Annotated in this window: 16 protein-coding genes; 10 read left to right on the top strand and 6 right to left on the bottom strand. The window is 63.5% G+C overall.

Features of this window, described 5'->3' with window-relative positions; genetic code table 11:
- Window positions 1-617 precede the first annotated feature (617 nt).
- Complete coding sequence (locus VGP39_RS18205; RefSeq protein WP_327569490.1) at window positions 618-2996, bottom strand: xanthine dehydrogenase family protein molybdopterin-binding subunit; 2379 nt, start codon at window positions 2994-2996, stop codon at window positions 618-620.
- 195 nt (window positions 2997-3191) lie between these two features.
- Here VGP39_RS18205 and VGP39_RS18210 point away from each other — a divergent pair, with 195 nt between their 5' ends.
- On the top strand, window positions 3192-4268 hold the full coding sequence (locus VGP39_RS18210; RefSeq protein WP_327569491.1) for a Ppx/GppA phosphatase family protein: 1077 nt from the start codon (window positions 3192-3194) through the stop codon (window positions 4266-4268).
- 125 nt (window positions 4269-4393) lie between these two features.
- Window positions 4394-5080: an RlmE family RNA methyltransferase gene (locus tag VGP39_RS18215; RefSeq protein WP_327569492.1), complete on the top strand. Its 687-nt coding sequence runs from the start codon at window positions 4394-4396 to the stop codon at window positions 5078-5080.
- Window positions 5081-5107: 27 nt separating this feature from the next.
- On the opposite strand, the gene VGP39_RS18220 is transcribed toward VGP39_RS18215, so the two are convergent.
- From VGP39_RS18220 to VGP39_RS18230, 3 genes are all read right to left on the bottom strand, one after another.
- Window positions 5108-5488: a helix-turn-helix domain-containing protein gene (locus VGP39_RS18220; protein WP_327569493.1), complete on the bottom strand. Its 381-nt coding sequence runs from the start codon at window positions 5486-5488 to the stop codon at window positions 5108-5110.
- Window positions 5478-5801 carry a type II toxin-antitoxin system HigB family toxin gene (locus VGP39_RS18225; RefSeq protein WP_327569494.1) on the bottom strand — a complete coding sequence of 108 codons (324 nt, stop codon included), beginning with the start codon at window positions 5799-5801 and terminating at the stop codon, window positions 5478-5480. The genes VGP39_RS18220 and VGP39_RS18225 overlap by 11 nt, the downstream gene beginning before the upstream one ends.
- 91 nt (window positions 5802-5892) lie before the next feature.
- On the bottom strand, window positions 5893-7368 hold the full coding sequence (locus VGP39_RS18230) for a DHA2 family efflux MFS transporter permease subunit (RefSeq protein WP_327569495.1): 1476 nt from the start codon (window positions 7366-7368) through the stop codon (window positions 5893-5895).
- Between the two features lie 124 nt (window positions 7369-7492).
- Here VGP39_RS18230 and VGP39_RS18235 point away from each other — a divergent pair, with 124 nt between their 5' ends.
- From VGP39_RS18235 to VGP39_RS18250, 4 genes are all read left to right on the top strand, one after another.
- Window positions 7493-7741: a hypothetical protein gene (locus VGP39_RS18235; protein WP_327569496.1), complete on the top strand. Its 249-nt coding sequence runs from the start codon at window positions 7493-7495 to the stop codon at window positions 7739-7741.
- Between the two features lie 187 nt (window positions 7742-7928).
- Complete coding sequence (guaB, locus tag VGP39_RS18240; RefSeq protein WP_327569505.1) at window positions 7929-9425, top strand: IMP dehydrogenase; 1497 nt, start codon at window positions 7929-7931, stop codon at window positions 9423-9425.
- 149 nt (window positions 9426-9574) lie between these two features.
- Window positions 9575-10198: a hypothetical protein gene (locus tag VGP39_RS18245; protein ID WP_327569497.1), complete on the top strand. Its 624-nt coding sequence runs from the start codon at window positions 9575-9577 to the stop codon at window positions 10196-10198.
- Between the two features lie 198 nt (window positions 10199-10396).
- Window positions 10397-11422: an NADP-dependent oxidoreductase gene (locus VGP39_RS18250; RefSeq protein ID WP_327569498.1), complete on the top strand. Its 1026-nt coding sequence runs from the start codon at window positions 10397-10399 to the stop codon at window positions 11420-11422.
- Between the two features lie 148 nt (window positions 11423-11570).
- On the opposite strand, the gene VGP39_RS18255 is transcribed toward VGP39_RS18250, so the two are convergent.
- Both VGP39_RS18255 and VGP39_RS18260 read right to left on the bottom strand, forming a co-directional pair.
- Window positions 11571-12395, bottom strand: a complete 825-nt coding sequence (locus tag VGP39_RS18255) for a metallophosphoesterase (RefSeq protein WP_327569499.1) — start codon at window positions 12393-12395, stop codon at window positions 11571-11573.
- 138 nt (window positions 12396-12533) lie between these two features.
- Entirely contained in the window at window positions 12534-12956 is a 423-nt protein-coding gene (locus tag VGP39_RS18260; protein ID WP_327569500.1) for a hypothetical protein, read from the bottom strand.
- A gap of 392 nt (window positions 12957-13348) precedes the next feature.
- On the opposite strand from VGP39_RS18260, the gene VGP39_RS18265 reads away from it, so the two are divergent.
- From VGP39_RS18265 to VGP39_RS18280, 4 genes are all read left to right on the top strand, one after another.
- Entirely contained in the window at window positions 13349-13771 is a 423-nt protein-coding gene (locus VGP39_RS18265; RefSeq protein WP_327569501.1) for an MAPEG family protein, read from the top strand.
- A 33-nt stretch (window positions 13772-13804) separates the two neighbouring features.
- Window positions 13805-15109, top strand: coding sequence for an RsmB/NOP family class I SAM-dependent RNA methyltransferase (locus tag VGP39_RS18270; protein WP_327569502.1), 1305 nt, complete (start codon window positions 13805-13807; stop codon window positions 15107-15109).
- Window positions 15110-15283: 174 nt separating this feature from the next.
- On the top strand, window positions 15284-16891 hold the full coding sequence (gene guaA / locus VGP39_RS18275; RefSeq protein ID WP_327569503.1) for a glutamine-hydrolyzing GMP synthase: 1608 nt from the start codon (window positions 15284-15286) through the stop codon (window positions 16889-16891).
- A gap of 58 nt (window positions 16892-16949) precedes the next feature.
- Window positions 16950-18603, top strand: a 1654-nt coding sequence (locus VGP39_RS18280; RefSeq protein WP_327569504.1) for an SWIM zinc finger family protein, incomplete at its 3' end; no start/stop codon positions are given.

The following is an 18603-nucleotide window of genomic DNA, read 5'->3' on the forward strand; positions in this document are numbered from 1 at the left end:
AGGGCACCAACGGGCACCCCTTGAGGCGGGATTAACGTACCCACCTCGCGCGGCAAGGCACCGCGCGCGCCCAAGGCTAGGCGCAGCGCCTCCCGGCGCTCCACCAACCAGGCCATCGACCGTTCCGGGGCGCCCCGGTCCGGCCAGCTTTCGCTCCATCCGTTGAATGACCGGCTCTAGAAGCGGCCCTTCATCGAACAGGACCCGGAATATATACAAGAGTTTAGGAACTAGATCAATAGGAATTTTTAGGTTCCAAAAGTTTTTTTCGCAGCCCGGATGGGGCGAAGCGCAATCCGGGGCAGACAGTGGGCTAACGCAAATCGGCTCGATCTTTGCGAAGATTGTCTGCTGCAAGCAGAATCCCGGATTGCGCTTCGCTCCATCCGGGCTACGAGCTGCTTTTTAACCTCGCCCCGCAGCTTCGCGGGGAGAGGTCGGCGCGTAGCGCCGGGTGAGGGGCCAGGCACTGCGCTTGCCCGAATTGTCAACCTATCGGGTCGGTATTCGAGCGACCCGAGAGTCTTTTGATTGTGTTCGGCGCATTGCCTGGCCCCTCACCCGAAGCCTTCGCTGCGCTTCGGCTTCGACCTCTCCCCGCGAACAGCGGGGCGAGGTTAAGAAGCCACCTTCGCCTTGGCGTCCTGGATCGCGCGCCAGATGCGTTCCGGCGTCAGCGGCATGTCGATATGCGCGATGCCGAACTCCGTGAGCGCGTCGAGCACCGCGTTGACGATGGTGGAGAGGCTGCCGGCGCAGCCGGCCTCGCCGCAGCCCTTGGTGCCCAGCGGATTGGATTTCGCGCGCACCGGATGATCGCCGACCGCCATCATCGGGATATCCTCCGCGCGCGGCATCGCATAGTCCATGAACGACCCGGTGATCGGCTGGCCGCTTGAATCGTAGCTGACGCATTCCATCAGCGCCTGTCCGATGCCCTGCGCGACGCCGCCGTGCAGCTGTCCCGCCACCGTCATCGGGTTGACGATGGTGCCGAAATCATTGACGCCGGTGTAGCGCACGATCTGCACGACGCCGGTGTCTGGATCGATCTCGACTTCGGCGACGTGACAGCCATTCGGGAAGGTCGACGGCACTTCCTTGGTGGTGTGGTCGACGTCGAGCGACGATGGCACGCCTTCCGGCATGTTGCCTTCGCGCAAGCGCCGCGCCAGCTCCATAATGTCGATGCTGCGGTCGGTGCCGGCGATGGTGAAACGGCCGCCGGCAAACTCGATGTCGCCCTCCGCGGCCTCCATCAGATGCGCGGCGGCTTTCTTGCCCTTCTCGATCACCAGCTTCGACGCCTCGACGATGGCCATCCCGCTGGCGGTGATGGAGCGCGAACCTCCGGTGCCGTTGCCGGCATGCACGATGTCGCTGTCGCCCTGTTCCAGCTTGACCGCTTCGAAGGGCACCCCGAGCTGGTCGACCATCACCTGCGCGAACGGCGAGGCGTGACCCTGGCCGTAGTCGAGCGTGCCCGTGATCAGCCGCACCACTCCGTCGCTTTCGAACACGATCTTGCCCAGTTCGACGCCGGGAGGTGCGGTGACTTCCAGATACGAGCCGACCGCGATGCCCCGTAGCTTGCCGCGCTTGCGGCTTTCTTTCTTCCGCCTGGCGAAGCCAGCGTGATCGGAAATCTCCAGCGCCTTGCTGAAGACCCCCTGAAAATCGCCGCTGTCATAGATGACGCCCGACGAGGCTGTGAACGGCATCTGCGCGGATTTCACAAAATTGCGCTTGCGCAAGGTCAGCCGGTTGATCCCCATCTCATCGGCGGCGCGATCGATCAGCCGCTCCATGAAGTAGTTGGCTTCGGGGCGGCCGGCGCCGCGATAGGGGCCCATCAGCGTCGTGTTGGTCAATACGGTCTTGATATCGACCGATAGCAGCGGCGTACGATAGACACTGGAGATGTTCTTGCCGATGTTGAGCGACAGCGGAAGCGGCGCCACTCCCGTAATGTAGGCGCCGAGGTTGCCGTAGCCGCTGACTTTTACCGCGAGGAATTTGCCTTCGCCGTCGAGCGCCAGCTCGCAGTGAATCTGATGCGCGCGGCCGTGGCTGTCCGACAGGAAACTGGTGGAGCGCTCGTCTGTCCATTTCACCGGACGGCCCAGCGCCTTCGCGGCGTGCAGGATGCAGAGATATTCGGGATAGTTGATATTCTTCATGCCGAACGAGCCGCCGACATTGGCGGTCAGCAGGTGCACCTTGTCGTTCGGCACCTTGAGCAGGTTTTTCGCGAGATTGGTGCGATTGCCCGCGACGCCCTGGGTCGGAACCTGAATCGTGTAGCGCTCGTTCGCCTTGTCGTAAGAAGCCAGCGCGGCGCGCGGCTCCATCGCCACCACTGCGACGCGGGTGTTGGTGATATCGAGTTTTGTGACATGCGCGGCGCCGGCGAAAGCCGCTTCGACCTTGGCCGCGTCGCCATAGTGATAGTCCAGCGCCACGTTGTTGGGGATGTGATCGTAGAGTTGCGGCGCGCCGGGCTTGGCGGCTTCCTCGGCGCTGGTCACCGCGGGCAGCGGCTCGATATCGAGCACGGTCGCTTCACCGGCATCGCGCGCCTGCGCCAGCGTTTCAGCCACCACGAATGCCACGGGGTCCCCGACATAGCGCACCTTGTCGGTCATCAGCGCGGTGCGATTGGTCTGCTTGAGCGGCGAACCGTCACGGTTCTTGAGCGGCAAGCCGCAGGTGTAGGCACCGTAGTCAGCGGAAGCAAGGTCAGTGCCGGTCCACACCCCCAGCACGCCCGGCATCGTCCGGGCGGCTGTTGTGTCGATGCCGCGGATGATGCCGTGCGCGTGGCTGCTGCGGACGATCCAGGCGTAGGCCTGTCCCGGCAGGTTGAAATCGTCGGTATATTTGCCCTTGCCGCGGAGCAGCGTGTCGTCCTCCTTGCGCAGCACCGGCTGGCCGACACCGAATTTTTGCAGTGCGATAGCGTTATCAAGGGAGGGTGATGATGGCTGATCTTGCATTGCGAAGTCCTGAAATGCCTGATGTTCGCGCGATTTTGCGGCTTCGCCTCCAGATAACGCGGCCGACCCCGGACGACAACGCCTGATTGGGCATGATCCCATGCCCGCGGCTGTTGCACCGCCCGGCTTGGCTGCTAAAGTTTCCGTGAACGGAAATTCCTCGTCGGCCGGAACCGGCCGCGGAAAGAAAGTTTGATGAACGATGATACGCGGCTTCGCGACGGCCTTTCGCCGCGCGAAGGTTCGCTGGGATCGGCTGTCGCGGCGGCAGGCGGCAATGTGCGCACGGCGTCGCCAAATGAAAGTTCCGGCGTTTATGCCGCGCTCGATCTCGGCACCAACAATTGCCGCCTGCTGATCGCCTGTCCGACCGGCGATGGTTTCCGCGTGATCGATTCGTTCTCGCGGATCATCCGGTTGGGAGAGGGAATTTCCGCCACCGGCCGCATCAGCGACGCCGCGATCGGCCGCGCCATCACCGCCTTGAGCATTTGCCGCGACAAGATCAGGGCGAAGAACGCCACGCGGCTGCGGCTGATCGCGACCGAAGCCTGCCGCGCGGCTGACAATGCCGACAGTTTTCGCCGTCAGGTGGCCGCCGAAACAGGTATCCGGCTGGAGGTGATCGACCGCGAGACCGAAGCCTCGCTCGCGGTGATCGGCTGCTCGCCGCTGCTCGATCCGCACGGGCGCGGCGCGATCCTGTTCGATATCGGCGGCGGATCGACCGAACTGGTGCGGATTGAACGCGACCCGGAACAGCGTAGCGCGGTGCCGCGCATCAAGGCCTGGATGTCGATTCCGCTCGGCGTGGTCACGCTGGCCGAGCATTTCGGCGGCAGGGACGTGACGCCAGGGTCCTATGCGCTGATGGTGCAGGAAGTGGCGCAATACATTGCCGCCTTCGCGGCCGAACATGGCGGCGACCTCAAGGGCATGCACATGCTCGGCACGTCAGGGACCGTGACGACGCTGGCCGGGGTCCATCTCAATCTCCTGCGCTACGATCGCCGCCGGATCGATGGCGTCTGGCTGAGCGATGCGGACGTCACCGCGACCATCGCGCGCCTGCTCGGCATGAGCTACCAGCAGCGCGCAGGCAATCATTGCATCGGTGTCGAGCGCGCCGACCTGGTGCTGGCGGGCTGCGCCATTCTCGACGCGATCCGCAACGCATTTCCGCTGCCGCGCCTGCGGGTCGCCGATCGCGGCCTGCGCGAGGGCATGCTGGTCGAAATGATGCGCGAAGACGGCGCGCTGCGCGGGCGTTGATTCCTCGTCGTCATTGCCGGGCTTGACCCGGCGACCCATCCTGAGTGAACAAGACCAATGACACCTGCGCTGCGAATTTTTCTTATGATGGATGCCCGGATCAAGTCCGGGCATGACGGCTAGCTATGGCAAAAGACACCACCGGACGGCTCCGCGTCACCGTCAAGAGCGGCGGCAGGCTCAAGCTGTCCTCAAAACTCTGGCTGGAACGCCAGCTCAACGATCCCTACGTCGCAAAGGCCAAGCGTGACGGATTGCGTTCGCGCGCGGCCTACAAGTTGATCGAAATCGACGACAAGCACCATTTCCTCAAGCGTGGCGCGACGGTGGTTGATCTCGGTGCCGCGCCGGGCGGCTGGAGCCAGATCGCCGCCAAGCGGGTAGGGGCGGCCGACGGAAAGGGCAAGGTCATCGCCATCGATCTTCTGGAGATGCCGGAAATCGTCGGCGTCAGCTTTGCGCAGCTGGATTTTCTTAAAGAAGATGCGCCGGAAAAATTGCTGGCGCTGATGGGCGGCCGCGCGGATGTGGTGCTGTCGGACATGGCCGCCAATACCACGGGCCACCGCAAGACCGACCAGCTGCGCATTCTGGGCCTGGTGGAAGGTGCTGCCGCCTTCGCTTCGGATGTGCTCAATCCCGGCGGGACGTTCGTTGCAAAAGTGTTTCAAAGCGGCGCCGATGCGGAGTTGCTGGCGCAGCTGAAGCGCGATTTCGCCAGCGTCCGGCATGTAAAGCCGGCCTCCAGCCGGACCGATTCCTCGGAACGCTACGTGCTGGCGATGGGGTTTCGGGGGCAGCCCAAACGCTGATCGCGCGTGTCGTTGCCTTCGCCGGCTTCATGCCGCTGCGTTTTCACGGGCCGGCCGGATCAGCACATCCGCCGAGATGCCAAGCTGCTGGTGCAGGCGGCGGATCATGTCAATCGACAAGCTGCGTTTTCGGTTCATGACTTCCGCGACGCGTGCGCGCGTTCCGATCAACGGTTCAAGGTCTTTCCGGGTCAGGCCGAGCTGCTCCATCCGAAACTGGATCGCCTCAATCGGATCGGGCGGATCCATCGGATAGTGCCGGGCTTCATAGACGTCGATCAGTGTCGCCAACACGTCAAGCCGGTTGCCTTTCTGCGTGCCGCTCTTCGCGCCCCACAAGCGCTCCACTTCGGCAAGCGCGGCCTTGTAGTCCGCTTTTGTGCGAATTGGCTTCAATTCAGTTGTCATGCCGTACCTCGGTCACATCGATTTTATCATAGGCTTTGTGGGTACCGATCCATTTGATCCAGATCATCGCCTTCTCAAAGTCGATTGCTACCACGAGACGATAGTCATCGCCTTTGATGTTGAAGACAATCCGCTCCGCGTTGACGATGCTCGCCGTCGCATACCGACGCCTTACGTCCGCAGTATTCTTCCAGGATGCCTTGCTCGCTTCGTCGAACCAGGCGTCCAGCGCGGCTTTCACGGCTGGCCGGTCCTTACTGGCGGAAAGACTGTCGACGAACTGTCGCAACGTACGGCGGGCGATGATCCTCATTCGCCTCTCACTACCATGGTCCCGTTATGGGAGCAAGAAGCGACCGGTCTAGCGCCAAATTTGCACGGGCAACGACTGACCCGAGATTATCTCAGCCCAGCCGCTGATCCCTTGCGTCTTCGGTGCCTTCGCTGGCGGCTTTCGCGGCGGCCTTGGCGGCGCCCTTGCGGCTGGAGATTTCGACCGCCTTGCGGCCGGAGATTTCGTGTCCGGCATCATCGGGCATTTGATAGAAGAAATACGCCGACACCGCCGAGATGATCGCGACCACGATGAACGCCGGCGCGAAATCGGCGGCGCTGAGTTCGCTGACGTGGTGCAGCACCATGGTGGTTTCTACCGAGAACGCGCCGACCGCGACGCCCGCGGAAATCGCCAGTTGCTGGTTGACGCTGACCAGCGTGGTGGCGCGGCTCATCTGCGCCGGTTCGACCTCGGCGTAGGCGACCGTGTTGATGGCGGTGAATTGCAGCGAGCGGAAGAAGCCGCCGACCACCAGGATGATCATGATCAGCAGCAACGGCGTCGTCACCGTGAACAGCGCGCAGGCGGCGAGAAACACCGAACTGACCACCGCGTTGATCACCATGATGTTGCGGAAGCCGAAGGTGCGGATGATGCGCGCCGCCAGCGTCTTCATGCCCATCGCGCCGACCGCCGACGCAAACGTCACCAGCCCCGATTTAAATGGCGACAGGCCGAATCCGACCTGCATCAAGAGCGGCAGCAGGAACGGCAGCGCGCCGATGCCGAGCCGGAACAGGAAGCCGCCTAGGATGCTGGCGCGCAGCGTCGGCAGCCGCATCAGTGTGAAATCCAGCACCGGCGAGGCGGTGCGTCTGGCGTGGATCACATAAAGCGTCATCGAGATCGAGCCGACCGCGATCAGCGCCACGACGATTGTCCATGGCAAAAGGTTGAGGCCTGCCACCGAAAGGCCGAACGCAATCCCACCAAGCCCGATCCCGGCCAGAACCAATCCGTAGAGATCGAAGCGCTCGGGCTCCTCGCTGCGGATCGGATCGATGTAGCGCAGCGCCATGAAGATGCCGAGCAGCCCGATCGGGATGTTGATCAGGAAGATCCAATGCCAGGAGAAATAGGTGGTGATGAAGCCGCCGAGCGGCGGGCCGACCACCGGGCCGACCAGCGCCGGCACCGTGACCCACGCCATGGCGTTGACCAGCGCGCTCTTGTCGATCGAGCGCAGCAGCACCAGCCGCCCGACCGGCGTCATCATGGCGCCGCCGATGCCTTGCAGGATGCGCGCGATCACGAAGTGGGTGACCGAGGAGGACAGCGCGCAGCCGATCGAGCCCACCATGAACACCGCGATGGCGATCGAAAACACCGCGCGCGCGCCAAACCGGTCGGCGGTCCAGCCGCTGGCCGGGATGAACACCGCCAGCGACAGCAGATACGAGGTGATGGCAAGTTTCAGCGTCAGCGGGCTGGTGCCGATATCGGCGGCGATCGCCGGCAACGAGGTCGCGATGACCGTGGAATCCATGTTTTCCATGAACAGGGCGGTAGCCACGATGAGCGGGATCAGGCGTTCTTTGTTCATGGAATCGCTGGGGAAAGCACGAAGCGGGATGGACAAGGGCTGTATCACCCCACCGCAATGCAGGCTATTGCGGAACCCGCAAAACCACCTAAATCTGCGTGACGAAACCGCCGGAGATCCGACGATGATTTACGTGCTCGCTGCCTTGCTGCCGCCGATCGGCCTGCTGCTGAACGGGCAGCCGTTTTCGGCGATCTTCAACCTGGTCCTGATCGTGTTTTGCGCGATTTTCGGGCTGGTTTTCCATATTCTGCTGCTGGTGCCGTCGGCGCATGCGATGATCGCGGTGCACATGAAGCGCGAGCAGCGCATGCACCGTGAGATCGTGAACTCGATCCGCCGGCACGGTCCGCCGCCCGGCTATCCGCACTGAACGGGAGGCCGATAAAAGGCCTGTGCATGGCTGCCAAACCCTTTGATTCGACAGGCCGCCATGCTATCGACCACCGCCAACCCCACCGATGGGCTTTGATTCGACGGTGACGCGAGCAGCGTCGCCGCAGAACCCGTTCATCTCCAAGGGTCATATCGCGGCGGCAGGCCGCGCAATGGAGTTGGCAATGGCGCAGGTGCAGGGACTGAACGGAATACGCGAAGCCTACACGTTCGATGACGTGCTGCTGAAGCCCGGCCTTTCGGACATCCTGCCTTCCGAAGCCGATATCCGCTCCCGCGTTACATCCGCCATTCCGCTGAACATTCCGATTATCGCCTCCGCGATGGACACCGTAACCGAGGCACGGATGGCGATCGCGATGGCGCAGGCCGGCGGCATCGGCGTGATCCACCGTAATTTCGATGTCGACGGCCAGGCCGCCCAGGTGCGCCAGGTGAAGAAATTCGAATCCGGAATGGTGGTCAATCCGCTGACCATTGCGCCGGACGCCACGCTCGCCGACGCGCTGAGCCTGATGAAGGATCACGGCATCTCTGGCATCCCGGTGGTGACGGGCGCGGCCAAGGGCGTGCCGGGCAGGCTGGTCGGTATCCTGACCAACCGCGACGTTCGTTTTGCAACCGACATGCGGCAACGCATTTCCGAACTGATGACGCACGAAAAACTGGTCACGGTGCGCGAGGGCGTCAGCCAGGACGAGGCGAAACGGATGCTGCACCAGCACCGCATCGAAAAACTGCTGGTGGTCGACGATCACTACCGCTGCGTCGGCCTGATCACCGTCAAGGACATGGAAAAGGCGGTCGCCCATCCGCTCGCCAGCAAGGACACGCAGGGGCGGCTGCGTGTCGCAGCAGCCACCACAGTCGGCGAAGGCGGCTTCGAGCGCACCGAGCGGCTGATCGAGGCCGGGGTCGACCTGATCGTGGTGGACACCGCGCATGGCCACTCCTCGCGCGTGCTGGAGGCCGTCGGCCGCATCAAGCGGCTGTCCAATGCGGTGCAGATCATCGCCGGCAATATCGCGACCACGGAAGGGGCGCAGGCGCTGATCGATGCCGGCGCCGACGCCATCAAGGTCGGCATCGGCCCGGGCTCGATCTGCACCACCCGCATCGTCGCCGGCGTCGGCGTGCCGCAACTGACCGCGATCATGGATGCGGTGGAAGCCGCCAAGAAGGCCAACGTGCCGGTGATCGCCGACGGCGGCATCAAATATTCCGGCGATCTGGCCAAGGCGCTGGCGGCCGGCGCCGACATCGCGATGGTCGGCTCGCTGCTCGCGGGCACCGACGAGACGCCCGGCGACGTGTTTTTGTGGCAGGGCCGTTCCTACAAAGCCTATCGCGGCATGGGCTCGGTCGGCGCGATGGCGCGGGGCTCCGCCGACCGCTACTTCCAGCAGGACATCAAGGATACGCTCAAGCTGGTGCCGGAGGGCATCGAGGGCCAGGTGCCCTACAAGGGTCCGGTCGGCAACGTCATGCATCAGCTTGCCGGCGGCCTTCGCGCCGCGATGGGATATGTCGGCGCCCGCAATCTGGCCGAGTTCCACCAGAAGGCGCAGTTCGTACGCATCACCGGCGCGGGCCTGCGCGAAAGCCACGTCCACGACGTGACGATCACGCGCGAAAGCCCGAATTATCCCGGTGGGGCGTGAGCGCCATCAGCCCAAATTGAGCCGCACAACGGCTTAAAAACGCGCTACGATCCGGGCGTTACGGGCGCGGCCGGCGCCGCAGACGCGCATTGGGTTGCGGCGTGACCTGAACTCATCTCAACACAAATCGAATAGAGAAACTTGACACGATGGTTGACTGGACAGACGACAGGATTGCCGCGCTCTCGGATCAGGATCTGAAGAACCTGCTGGTGAATGCGGAGCGCAAAGACGCCACCGAAATTATCCTGCAATGCCAGGCCGAGCTGGAAAAGCGCAATGCCGCCAAACCGCGCAAGAGCGCAAAGCCGCGCACCGAGATCAAGGAATTCGAGCACGAGGTGTCGGCGCAGCTTGCCACTGTCGGCAAGGAGATGGCGGAGAAGTACGACCTGTCGGAAGAGACGGCGAAGGCTCAATCGGCCGACGTGAAGGGTTTTCGCGCCCACAAGCTTTTGGATTCCAAAGGCTATGCGAAACTCGGCGGCATGCAGCGCGACGGCTCGGTCGCCATCGAGCGCTATATCTCCTATCGCCGTGGCAACGACACCGTCTACCTCGGCGCTTTCCTAAAGAAGGATGCGCCGCTGGAAGATCAGGAGTTTCATGTGATCGCGCCGACGGCGCTGCTCGATGGGGCTAAGCCGGTGGCGGAGATACGCCCGAGCGCAACCGAGAAGCAGAAGCAACCTGCTGACAGCGGGCTTGCCTTCAAGGATTTGCCGAGCGCCACCGCGGCGTTCGACGCGGCGCTGGCGAAGATCACGGCCTGACCTTGAGTCGTCCCCGCGAAGGGCGGGGACCCATACGCCGTGTCGCCGATGATGTGGGTAATGCTGATATCCTTGTTCGAGCGCTGTGCTATTGCGGTCGATGTCAGGGTTTATGGGTCCCGCCTTCGCGGGGACGACGAGCGCTTGTCGCAATGACGAGATAAGTCAATAATCAAATTAAAACCGGAGGAAACCATCATGCCGCAATCGGCCAAGCGCGTCGTTCTTGTCTCTCGCCCCGCCGGCGAGCCAAAGGCATCCGATTTCCGCATCGAGGAGCAGGCGGTGCCGACGCCGGGCGAGGGCCAGGTGCTGCTGCGCACCATCTGGCTGTCGCTCGATCCCTATATGCGCGGGCGCATGAGCGACGGACCGTCTTATGCGCAGCCGGTGCCGATCGGCGGCGTGATGGAGGGCGGCACGGTGTCCGAGGTGATCGCCTCGAACAATCCGGGCTTTGCCAAGGGCGATATCGTGCTGTCGCGCGCCGGCTGGCAAACCCACGCGCTCTCCGACGGCAAGGGACTGGCGAAGATCGATCCGAAACTCGCACCTGTCTCGACCGCGGTGGGCGTGCTCGGCATGCCCGGCATGACCGCATATACCGGGCTGCTCGATATCGGCAAGCCGCAGGCGGGCGAGACGGTCGTCGTCGCGGCGGCCTCCGGCGCCGTCGGATCGGCGGTGGGACAGATTGCGAAGATCAAGGGCGCGCGCGCCGTGGGCATCGCCGGCGGCGCCGACAAGTGCCGCTACGTCAGGCAAGAACTCGGCTTCGACGACTGCGTCGATCATCGCGACCCGGATCTCGCGGCAAAACTGAAGGCGGCCTGTCCCAAGGGCATCGACGTTTATTTCGAGAACGTCGGCGGCGCGGTGTTCGAGGCGGTGTTTCCGCTGCTCAATGCATTCGCGCGGATTCCGGTGTGCGGCCTGATCGCGCACTATAACGACACCGAGGCATCAGCGCCGAAATGGGCGTCATCGATGATGCGCAACGTGCTGACCAAGCGGCTGACCATCCGCGGCTTCATCGTCAGCGATTTCGCCGCGCGGCATGCGGACTTTTTGCGCGACATGTCGGGATGGGTGCGCGAGGGCAAGGTCAAGCATCGCGAATTCATTACGGAAGGTCTCGACAGCGCGCCGGAAGCGTTCATGGGACTGCTGAAAGGCGCCAATTTCGGCAAGCAATTGGTGCGGGTGGGGCCGGATAAGGCGTGAGTGATTTTTTCGTCATGGCCGGGCTTGTCCCGGCCATCCACGTCTTTATTGTTGCGATACCGTCAAGACGTGGATGCCCGGCACAATGGCATGTGCTCGGGCCGGCGAAGCCGGACCCGAGTGCCGGGCATGACCAGTCTTCTGCCTACTAGCCGCGCAAAGAATCCAGATCGACATCGACCTGGCCCGGCGCCCTGACGTGACGAACCTCGAAGCCGTCGGGCTGAAAGATGTATTCCACGAGCCCGACTTCCTTGATGCCGATCACTTCCTGTTTCCTGTCGGGAATGATGAAGCCGGATGAAGGCGCCCAGACATGCCTGACGTGTCCGCGTGTAAAATCCCGGCGCTGATGGACGTGGCCACTGGCGACCAGGCGGAGGTCGACGGCTCCAAACATCTCCAGCAAATGCGTTCGTGCCGGTTGCGGGATATAGCGGACCGCGGTTGCCGCCAGTTCGGGATCGCCGGGGGCGTTGAGGTAAAGCGGCTTGTGCAGGAACAGTGCCAGCGGCTTGCCGCCGACGGCGGACAGTTGTGAGGCGAGCCAGTCGAACTGTTCGGCTTCGCGCGCAAGTCCGGTATTCATGACCATCGAATTGAGCCCGACAAAGCACCAGCTGGCGGCCTCGAAGCGCCAGCGGTCTTCACCGAAAATCGACAAGAAGGCCTGTTGGCTTGCTTCCGTGACCGGCTGCGATGGCGGCGGGCAGACCTTGGTCGGGTTGTCGCCGATGTCGTGATTGCCGGGAAGGTAGCGGCAGGTGACGGGGAGCGCATCGTGCAGCGCCTTGGCGAATTCGAGATCGTCGGGATGATCCGGGCCATCGAAGGCAAGGTCGCCGCTGTTGATGACGAGATCGGGACGCGTCGTGTCGATGTATTCGCTGACGCGATGAAAATTGTCGGTCAGCGTCGGCAGCCGGCGGGCAAGGTGCGGATCGGAAATCTGGGTCAGGCGAAAGGTGGGCATCGGAATTTCATTCAATCACGGGATCAGTAGACCCGGGCGAGGCAGCGAATATGGCAAGGGCAAGGAGGGAAAATTGTTTGTGATGAAAGGGCTATGGCCAAATTGCCTAGTCATCGAAACTCGGTTTTCTCCCTCGCGTCAGAGCACGCGGTAGCGGATCGCGAACGCATCGTTCGGCGCGAAGCGGACGGGCTCGGCGGCAGCTGCCGATGCAACGCGATCGGCCAGGTGCCACGGCCCGAACTGGTCGGAGTGGCTGGGATTCGCCGCAAGCCGCAGCTTGAACAACCGCTGCGGCTGACCCGGCAGGTTCAGCACCACGACGCGCTCGGTGGTGCGGAAATCGAGCGGCACCGATCCCCGGAGCACGGTGCGGCCGTCCTCGGTGGAGGCCAGCCCCTCGCGCAGTTTGGCGAGCGTCTGGTTCTTGTCGGTATGAAGTTCGATCTGCGTGGTGCCGGCAATGACAGCCAAGGCGGCAGCGTTGGGCAGGCGGATTTCGAACTCGACCGCCGGTTTTGACGAATTGATCCCGAGATGGTCGAACGCTGCGTGGCGCATGTCATCGGCGGCAAGGCTAAAAGGCCGATCGCGACGATGGCGGCGGCGAAATGACGGGCAATATCGCGGGACGAACGGTAGCGCCCCCGGAAATACAGGGTGAGGACGATCGCGACCGCGGTCGCCGCCGCCGCGCCGGCCAGCCCGGACCTCAGCAGGCTCGTCCAGCTATCCGGGGCTTCAGTCACCACCGGGCCTTTGAACCCTGCCATTCCCGCCAAAATAGTCATTTAAGCACCCCAGAGCGCTCCGGCGCTGCGCGCGGAGGGAACCCGTCGGGCATTGGTCGCGGCACTGGCGGCTCCGGTTCAAGATGACGGGCCGGGATTCATTGTCAGGGCAGGGCGCGGTCGCTATACGCGGGGCCTGCATATGGGCTGAGGAGAATTCCAATGTCGGTTCAAATGGTTCTGCTGCCGGTCTTCGTGCTGGTCGGGCTCACCTTCGCGCTACTGCTCGGGATGGCGACGATGCGCACGCGCGCGCTGAAAGGCGGGGAAACCAAAATGAAGGACGTCGCGCTCGGAGAGCAGAACTGGCCGACCCGGGCGGCGCAGATCGGCAATTGTTTCAGCAATCAGTTTGAAATGCCGCTGCTGTTCTACGTCCTGATCGCGCTGGCGCTGCCGTTGCGCCGCGCCGACCTGGTGATCGTGATGTTGTCGTGGGTATTCGTGGTCACGCGTTTCGTCCATGCCGGCATTTTCGTCACCTCCAACGATCTGCGGCAGCGTGGATCGGCCTGGTTCGCAGGCGTGCTGGTGCTGTTCGCGATGTGGCTGTATTTCGCGCTGAAGCTGCTGCTGCTGATCTGATCAGGCTCCGCTCTCTCGAATTGAAAGTTTTCCATGACGCCTGCTGCACGGCTCTCGGCTGCCATTGAGCTGATCGATGCGATCGATACCCAGCGCGTTCCCGCGGCGAAAGCACTGAAGGAGTGGGGCACCGCGCATCGCTATGCCGGCTCCGGCGACCGCGCCGCGATCTCGGGCCTGGTCTGGGACGTGCTGCGCCGCCGCGCCTCCGGCGCCTGGATTATGAACAACGACACGCCGCGCGCGCGCGTGCTCGGCATGCTGAAGGTCGAGCGCGGGCTGGACGCCGACGCCATCGCCGCGCTGTGCGACGGCGGACGCTTTGCGCCGCAGCCGCTCAACGAGGCCGAGCGTGCGGCGCTGGCGTCGCGGTCGCTCGACGATGCGCCGGCCCATATTGCCGGCGATTATCCGCAATGGCTGGACGGATATCTGGCGCAGGTGTTCGGCGATGACCGCGCCGCGGAAGCGACCGCGATGGCTAGCCGCGCGCCGCTCGATCTGCGCGTCAATACCCTGAAGGCCAAGCGTGAGAAGGTGCTGGGATCGACCGCGCATCTCGGCACGACGTCGACGCCGTGGTCGCCGGTCGGGCTCCGCATCGAGCTCGGCGCCGACGCGCGCAATCCCGGCATTCATGCCGAGGAAGACTTCATCAAGGGCGCCATCGAGGTGCAGGACGAAGGCTCGCAACTGGCGGCGTTGCTGTCTGCGGCAAAACCCGGCGAGCAGGTGATCGACCTGTGCGCCGGCGCCGGCGGCAAGACCCTTGCGCTTGCGGCAATGATGCAGGGCAAGGGCCGGCTGATCGCGACCGACCACGACAAGCGGCAGCTGGCGCCGATCTATGAGCGGCTGTCGCGCGCCGGCGTGCATAATTGCGACGTGCGCACGCCGAAGGGGCCGAACGATACGCTGAGCGACATTTACGCTTCGGCCGACCTGGTGCTGATCGACGCGCCCTGCACCGGCACGGGCACGTGGCGGCGCAATCCCGACGCCAAATGGCGGATGCGTCCCGGCGCGCTGGAGGTGCGGCTGAAGGACCAGGTCGCGGTGCTGGATCGCGCCGCCGATCTAGTCAAGCCGGGCGGGCGGATCGCCTACATCACCTGCTCGGTCTTGGGCCAGGAGAACGGCGAGCAGGTAAGGGCTTTTATCGTCCGCCATCCGGAATTCGCGGTGGTGCCGCCGTCGCAAACGATGTCGGTATTGTGGGACAAAGCGGACGATTTCGCCGCGGCCACGCTGCAGTCGGCGGAAGGGTTGCTGATGACCCCGCGCCGCACCGGGACCGACGGGTTTTTCGTGTCGGTGCTGAAAAGGCAGGCCAGCTAACGCTTCGTCATCCTGAGGTGCTCGCCGCACTTGGCGGCGAGCCTCGAAGGATGGGTCACAAGCACCGGCGACCATCCTTCGAGACGCCGCGCAAGCGCGCGGCTCCTCAGGATGACGGCGTACCTTTGGCTTTTCAGGGTTGCGACCCCGCCTTGAGTCGCGTAATTCCTTGCCATGACAGCATCCAGCAAAACCTCCGTTTTACCGTCAGACCCGTCGCCGCATGTGGCCTCGGCGCATGACAAGATTCTGATCGTCGATTTCGGCTCTCAGGTGACGCAGCTGATCGCGCGGCGGGTGCGCGAGGAGGGCGTTTATTCCGAGATCGTGCCGTTCCAGAAGGCGGAAGCCGCGTTCCTTCAAATGAAGCCGAAGGCGGTGATCCTGTCCGGCGGGCCGGAATCGGTGCACGAGGCCGGCTCGCCGCGCGCGCCGCAGGCGATTTTCGATTCCGGCGTGCCGGTGCTCGGCATCTGCTACGGCCAGATGGCCATGGCGGCGCAACTCGGCGGCACCATCGAGGGCGGCCATCACCGCGAATTCGGCCGCGCCGATGTCGAGGTCAAAGCCGCGAGCCGGCTGTTCGATTCGACATGGGGCATGGGCGAACGCCATCCGGTGTGGATGAGCCATGGTGACCGTATCACCAAAATGCCGCCGGGTTTTGAGGTCGCGGGCGTCTCGGCGAATGCGCCGTTCGCGATCATCCAGGACGAGACGCGCCGCTATTACGGGCTGATGTTCCATCCCGAGGTCGTGCACACCCCCGACGGCGCAAAGCTGATCCGCAATTTCGTCCGCAAGGTCGCGGGGTTGACCGGCGACTGGACCATGCGCGCCTTTCGCGACGAGGCGATCGCGAAAATCCGCGCCCAAGTCGGCCGGGGCAAGGTGATCTGCGGATTGTCAGGCGGCGTCGATTCCGCGGTTGCCGCGGTGCTGATCCACGAGGCGATCGGCGACCAGCTCACTTGCGTGTTCGTCGATCACGGATTGCTGCGGCTCAACGAAGCCGAGACCGTGGTCGACCTGTTCCGGCATCACTACAACATCCCCTTGGTGCATGTGGATGCCTCAAAACAGTTCCTCGGCGAATTGGCCGGCGTCACCGATCCCGAAGCGAAGCGCAAGACCATCGGCCGGCTGTTCATCGAGGTGTTCGATGCCGAGGCATCGAGGATCGGCGGCGCGGAATTTTTGGCGCAGGGCACGCTGTATCCCGACGTGATCGAGAGCGTGTCGTTCACCGGCGGCCCGTCGGTGACGATAAAATCGCACCACAATGTCGGCGGCTTGCCCGCGCGCATGAATATGAAACTGGTCGAGCCCTTGCGCGAACTGTTCAAGGACGAGGTGCGCGTGCTCGGACGTGAGCTCGGCCTGCCGGAAATCTTCGTCGGCCGCCATCCGTTTCCAGGCCCCGGCCTTGCGATCCGCTGCCCCGGCGAGATCACACCCGAAAAACTCAACATCCTGCGCAACGCCGACGCCATCTATATCGACCAGATCCGCAAGGCGGGCCTGTACGACAAGATCTGGCAGGCCTTTGCCGTGCTGCTGCCGGTCAAGACGGTCGGCGTGATGGGCGACGGGCGGACGTATGAATACGTCGTGGGATTACGCGCGGTGACCTCGACCGACGGCATGACGGCTGACTTTTATCCGTTCGAGATGGCGTTTCTCGGCGAGACCGCGACGCGCATCATCAACGAGGTCAAGGGCGTTAATCGCGTGGTGTATGACGTGACGAGTAAGCCGCCGGGGACGATCGAGTGGGAGTGATCGCGGGCCCCAAGGCCGATCAGCGTGTTATCTTCTGATGTCGCAAGGCTTCGCCAGCATGGATGTGGAACTCGTGCTCTCGGATCTACTGAAGCGAAAGGACATCTATACCTTCTTCAGCGGTTCGGCATTCGACAAGGCCGTTGCCTATCAGGCTGAGGGACGCGTCGCGGAGCTGGAGATCAGCGAGGATCTCAGCCACCTCAGCGCCACGGTGCGAGGAAGCGGATCCAATATCTATCGCGTCGATATTCAACTGGTTTTCAGTCAAGGCCGGCTCGCCGATCTCGACGGCGAATGCAGTTGTCCAATGGCGGAGAATTGCAAGCATGTGGCGGCGACCGTGCTCCAGGCGCTGAACGGCAAACCGCCTTCGACGTCGGGCCCTGCCGACAAGCGAGGGGCGGCTGCCACGCCGGCGGCGGCTTTATCCTACGAAGTCACCGCTTGGCTCGACATTGTCGGTAAGGTCCTGCGCGGCAATGACTACCCCGCCGACCAGCCCCAACGGCTGCTTTATTGCCTGCATTCTTCCCAGGACGGCGAGCGCATGCCGGACCTGGCCGTGTCCCTAGTCTCGGTCCGCGTGCTGAAGGGCGGAGAGTTCGGTGCCCAGGTGTCGCAGCCAAATCTAGGGGAGTTTTCACCCGAGCGCGCGGCGAAATATTATCGCGACGTCGATATCGAGATTCTGACCAAGCTCACCAGCCGACGCAGGGCGTATGGCTATTACGCCAGTGAGCGGCTGCAATCCGCCGAACTGCTGCAGCAGATCATCGCGACGGGCCGATCCTTTTGGAATGACCACGAGCGGCCGCCGCTGCGTTGGGGGGAGCAACGCGAAGGCCGCATCGAATGGCAGGGTGGCAAGAAAACCGTCGTGCCGCGGCTGATCGTTCCGGGCATGACCGCGTTCAACGCCCAGCCGCCGGTCTATCTGGATGAAATCGCCGGAGTGATGGGGCGGGTCGAGCTGAACCTGCCGCCGCGACTGGCGCATCAGATCCTGTCGGCGCCGCCTCTTCCACGCGCGCAGCTTGCTGAGGTCGCCACCCGCCTCGGTCAGAAAATTCCGGTAATCCATCACGACGTATTGCCCGCGCCTCCGGCGGCAGCGGTGAAGATCACGGAAGCGCCGGTGCCGATCCTCCGGTTGAAATTGGGGCGCGCTGCGGCCTACGCTTCCTGGTATCGCGATGCGGCAACCGTCATGCCGGTCGCCCATCTCAGCTTCCGTTACGGCCCGCTCGAAGTCGATTCCACGGAGAGCAGGATTCGGCTGGAAGTATTTCAGAACGGGCAGGTCTACACGCTGTCGCGGCGCCGCGCGCTGGAGAGCAGCAAATTCGAGCGATTGCACGCCATCGGCTTCGTCAATGCAAGATCGGTCTATTCGTATCTCGAAGGCGGTCACTTCGAGATGACGTTCAAGTCAGCACCTAGCTGGCTCGATTTTCTCAACCATCGCGCCGCGGAATTGCAGGCCGAAGGTTTTGAAATCCGCATCGACGACGATTTTCCGTATCGGCCGGCGATCCCCGCCGGCGCCTTCGATGCGGAGTTCGAGGGTAGCGGCATCGACTGGTTCGAGCTGGCGCTCGGCGTCGAGATCGACGGCGAACGGCGCGACCTTGCGCCGATGCTGGCGGCGCTGGTCTCCAATCCGGGCTTCACGCCGGACATGGTCAGAAAGCTCGCCGAGGACGGCGATA

Origin of the sequence: Bradyrhizobium sp., assembly GCF_036009065.1 — a bacterium.
Classification (GTDB): domain Bacteria; phylum Pseudomonadota; class Alphaproteobacteria; order Rhizobiales; family Xanthobacteraceae; genus Bradyrhizobium.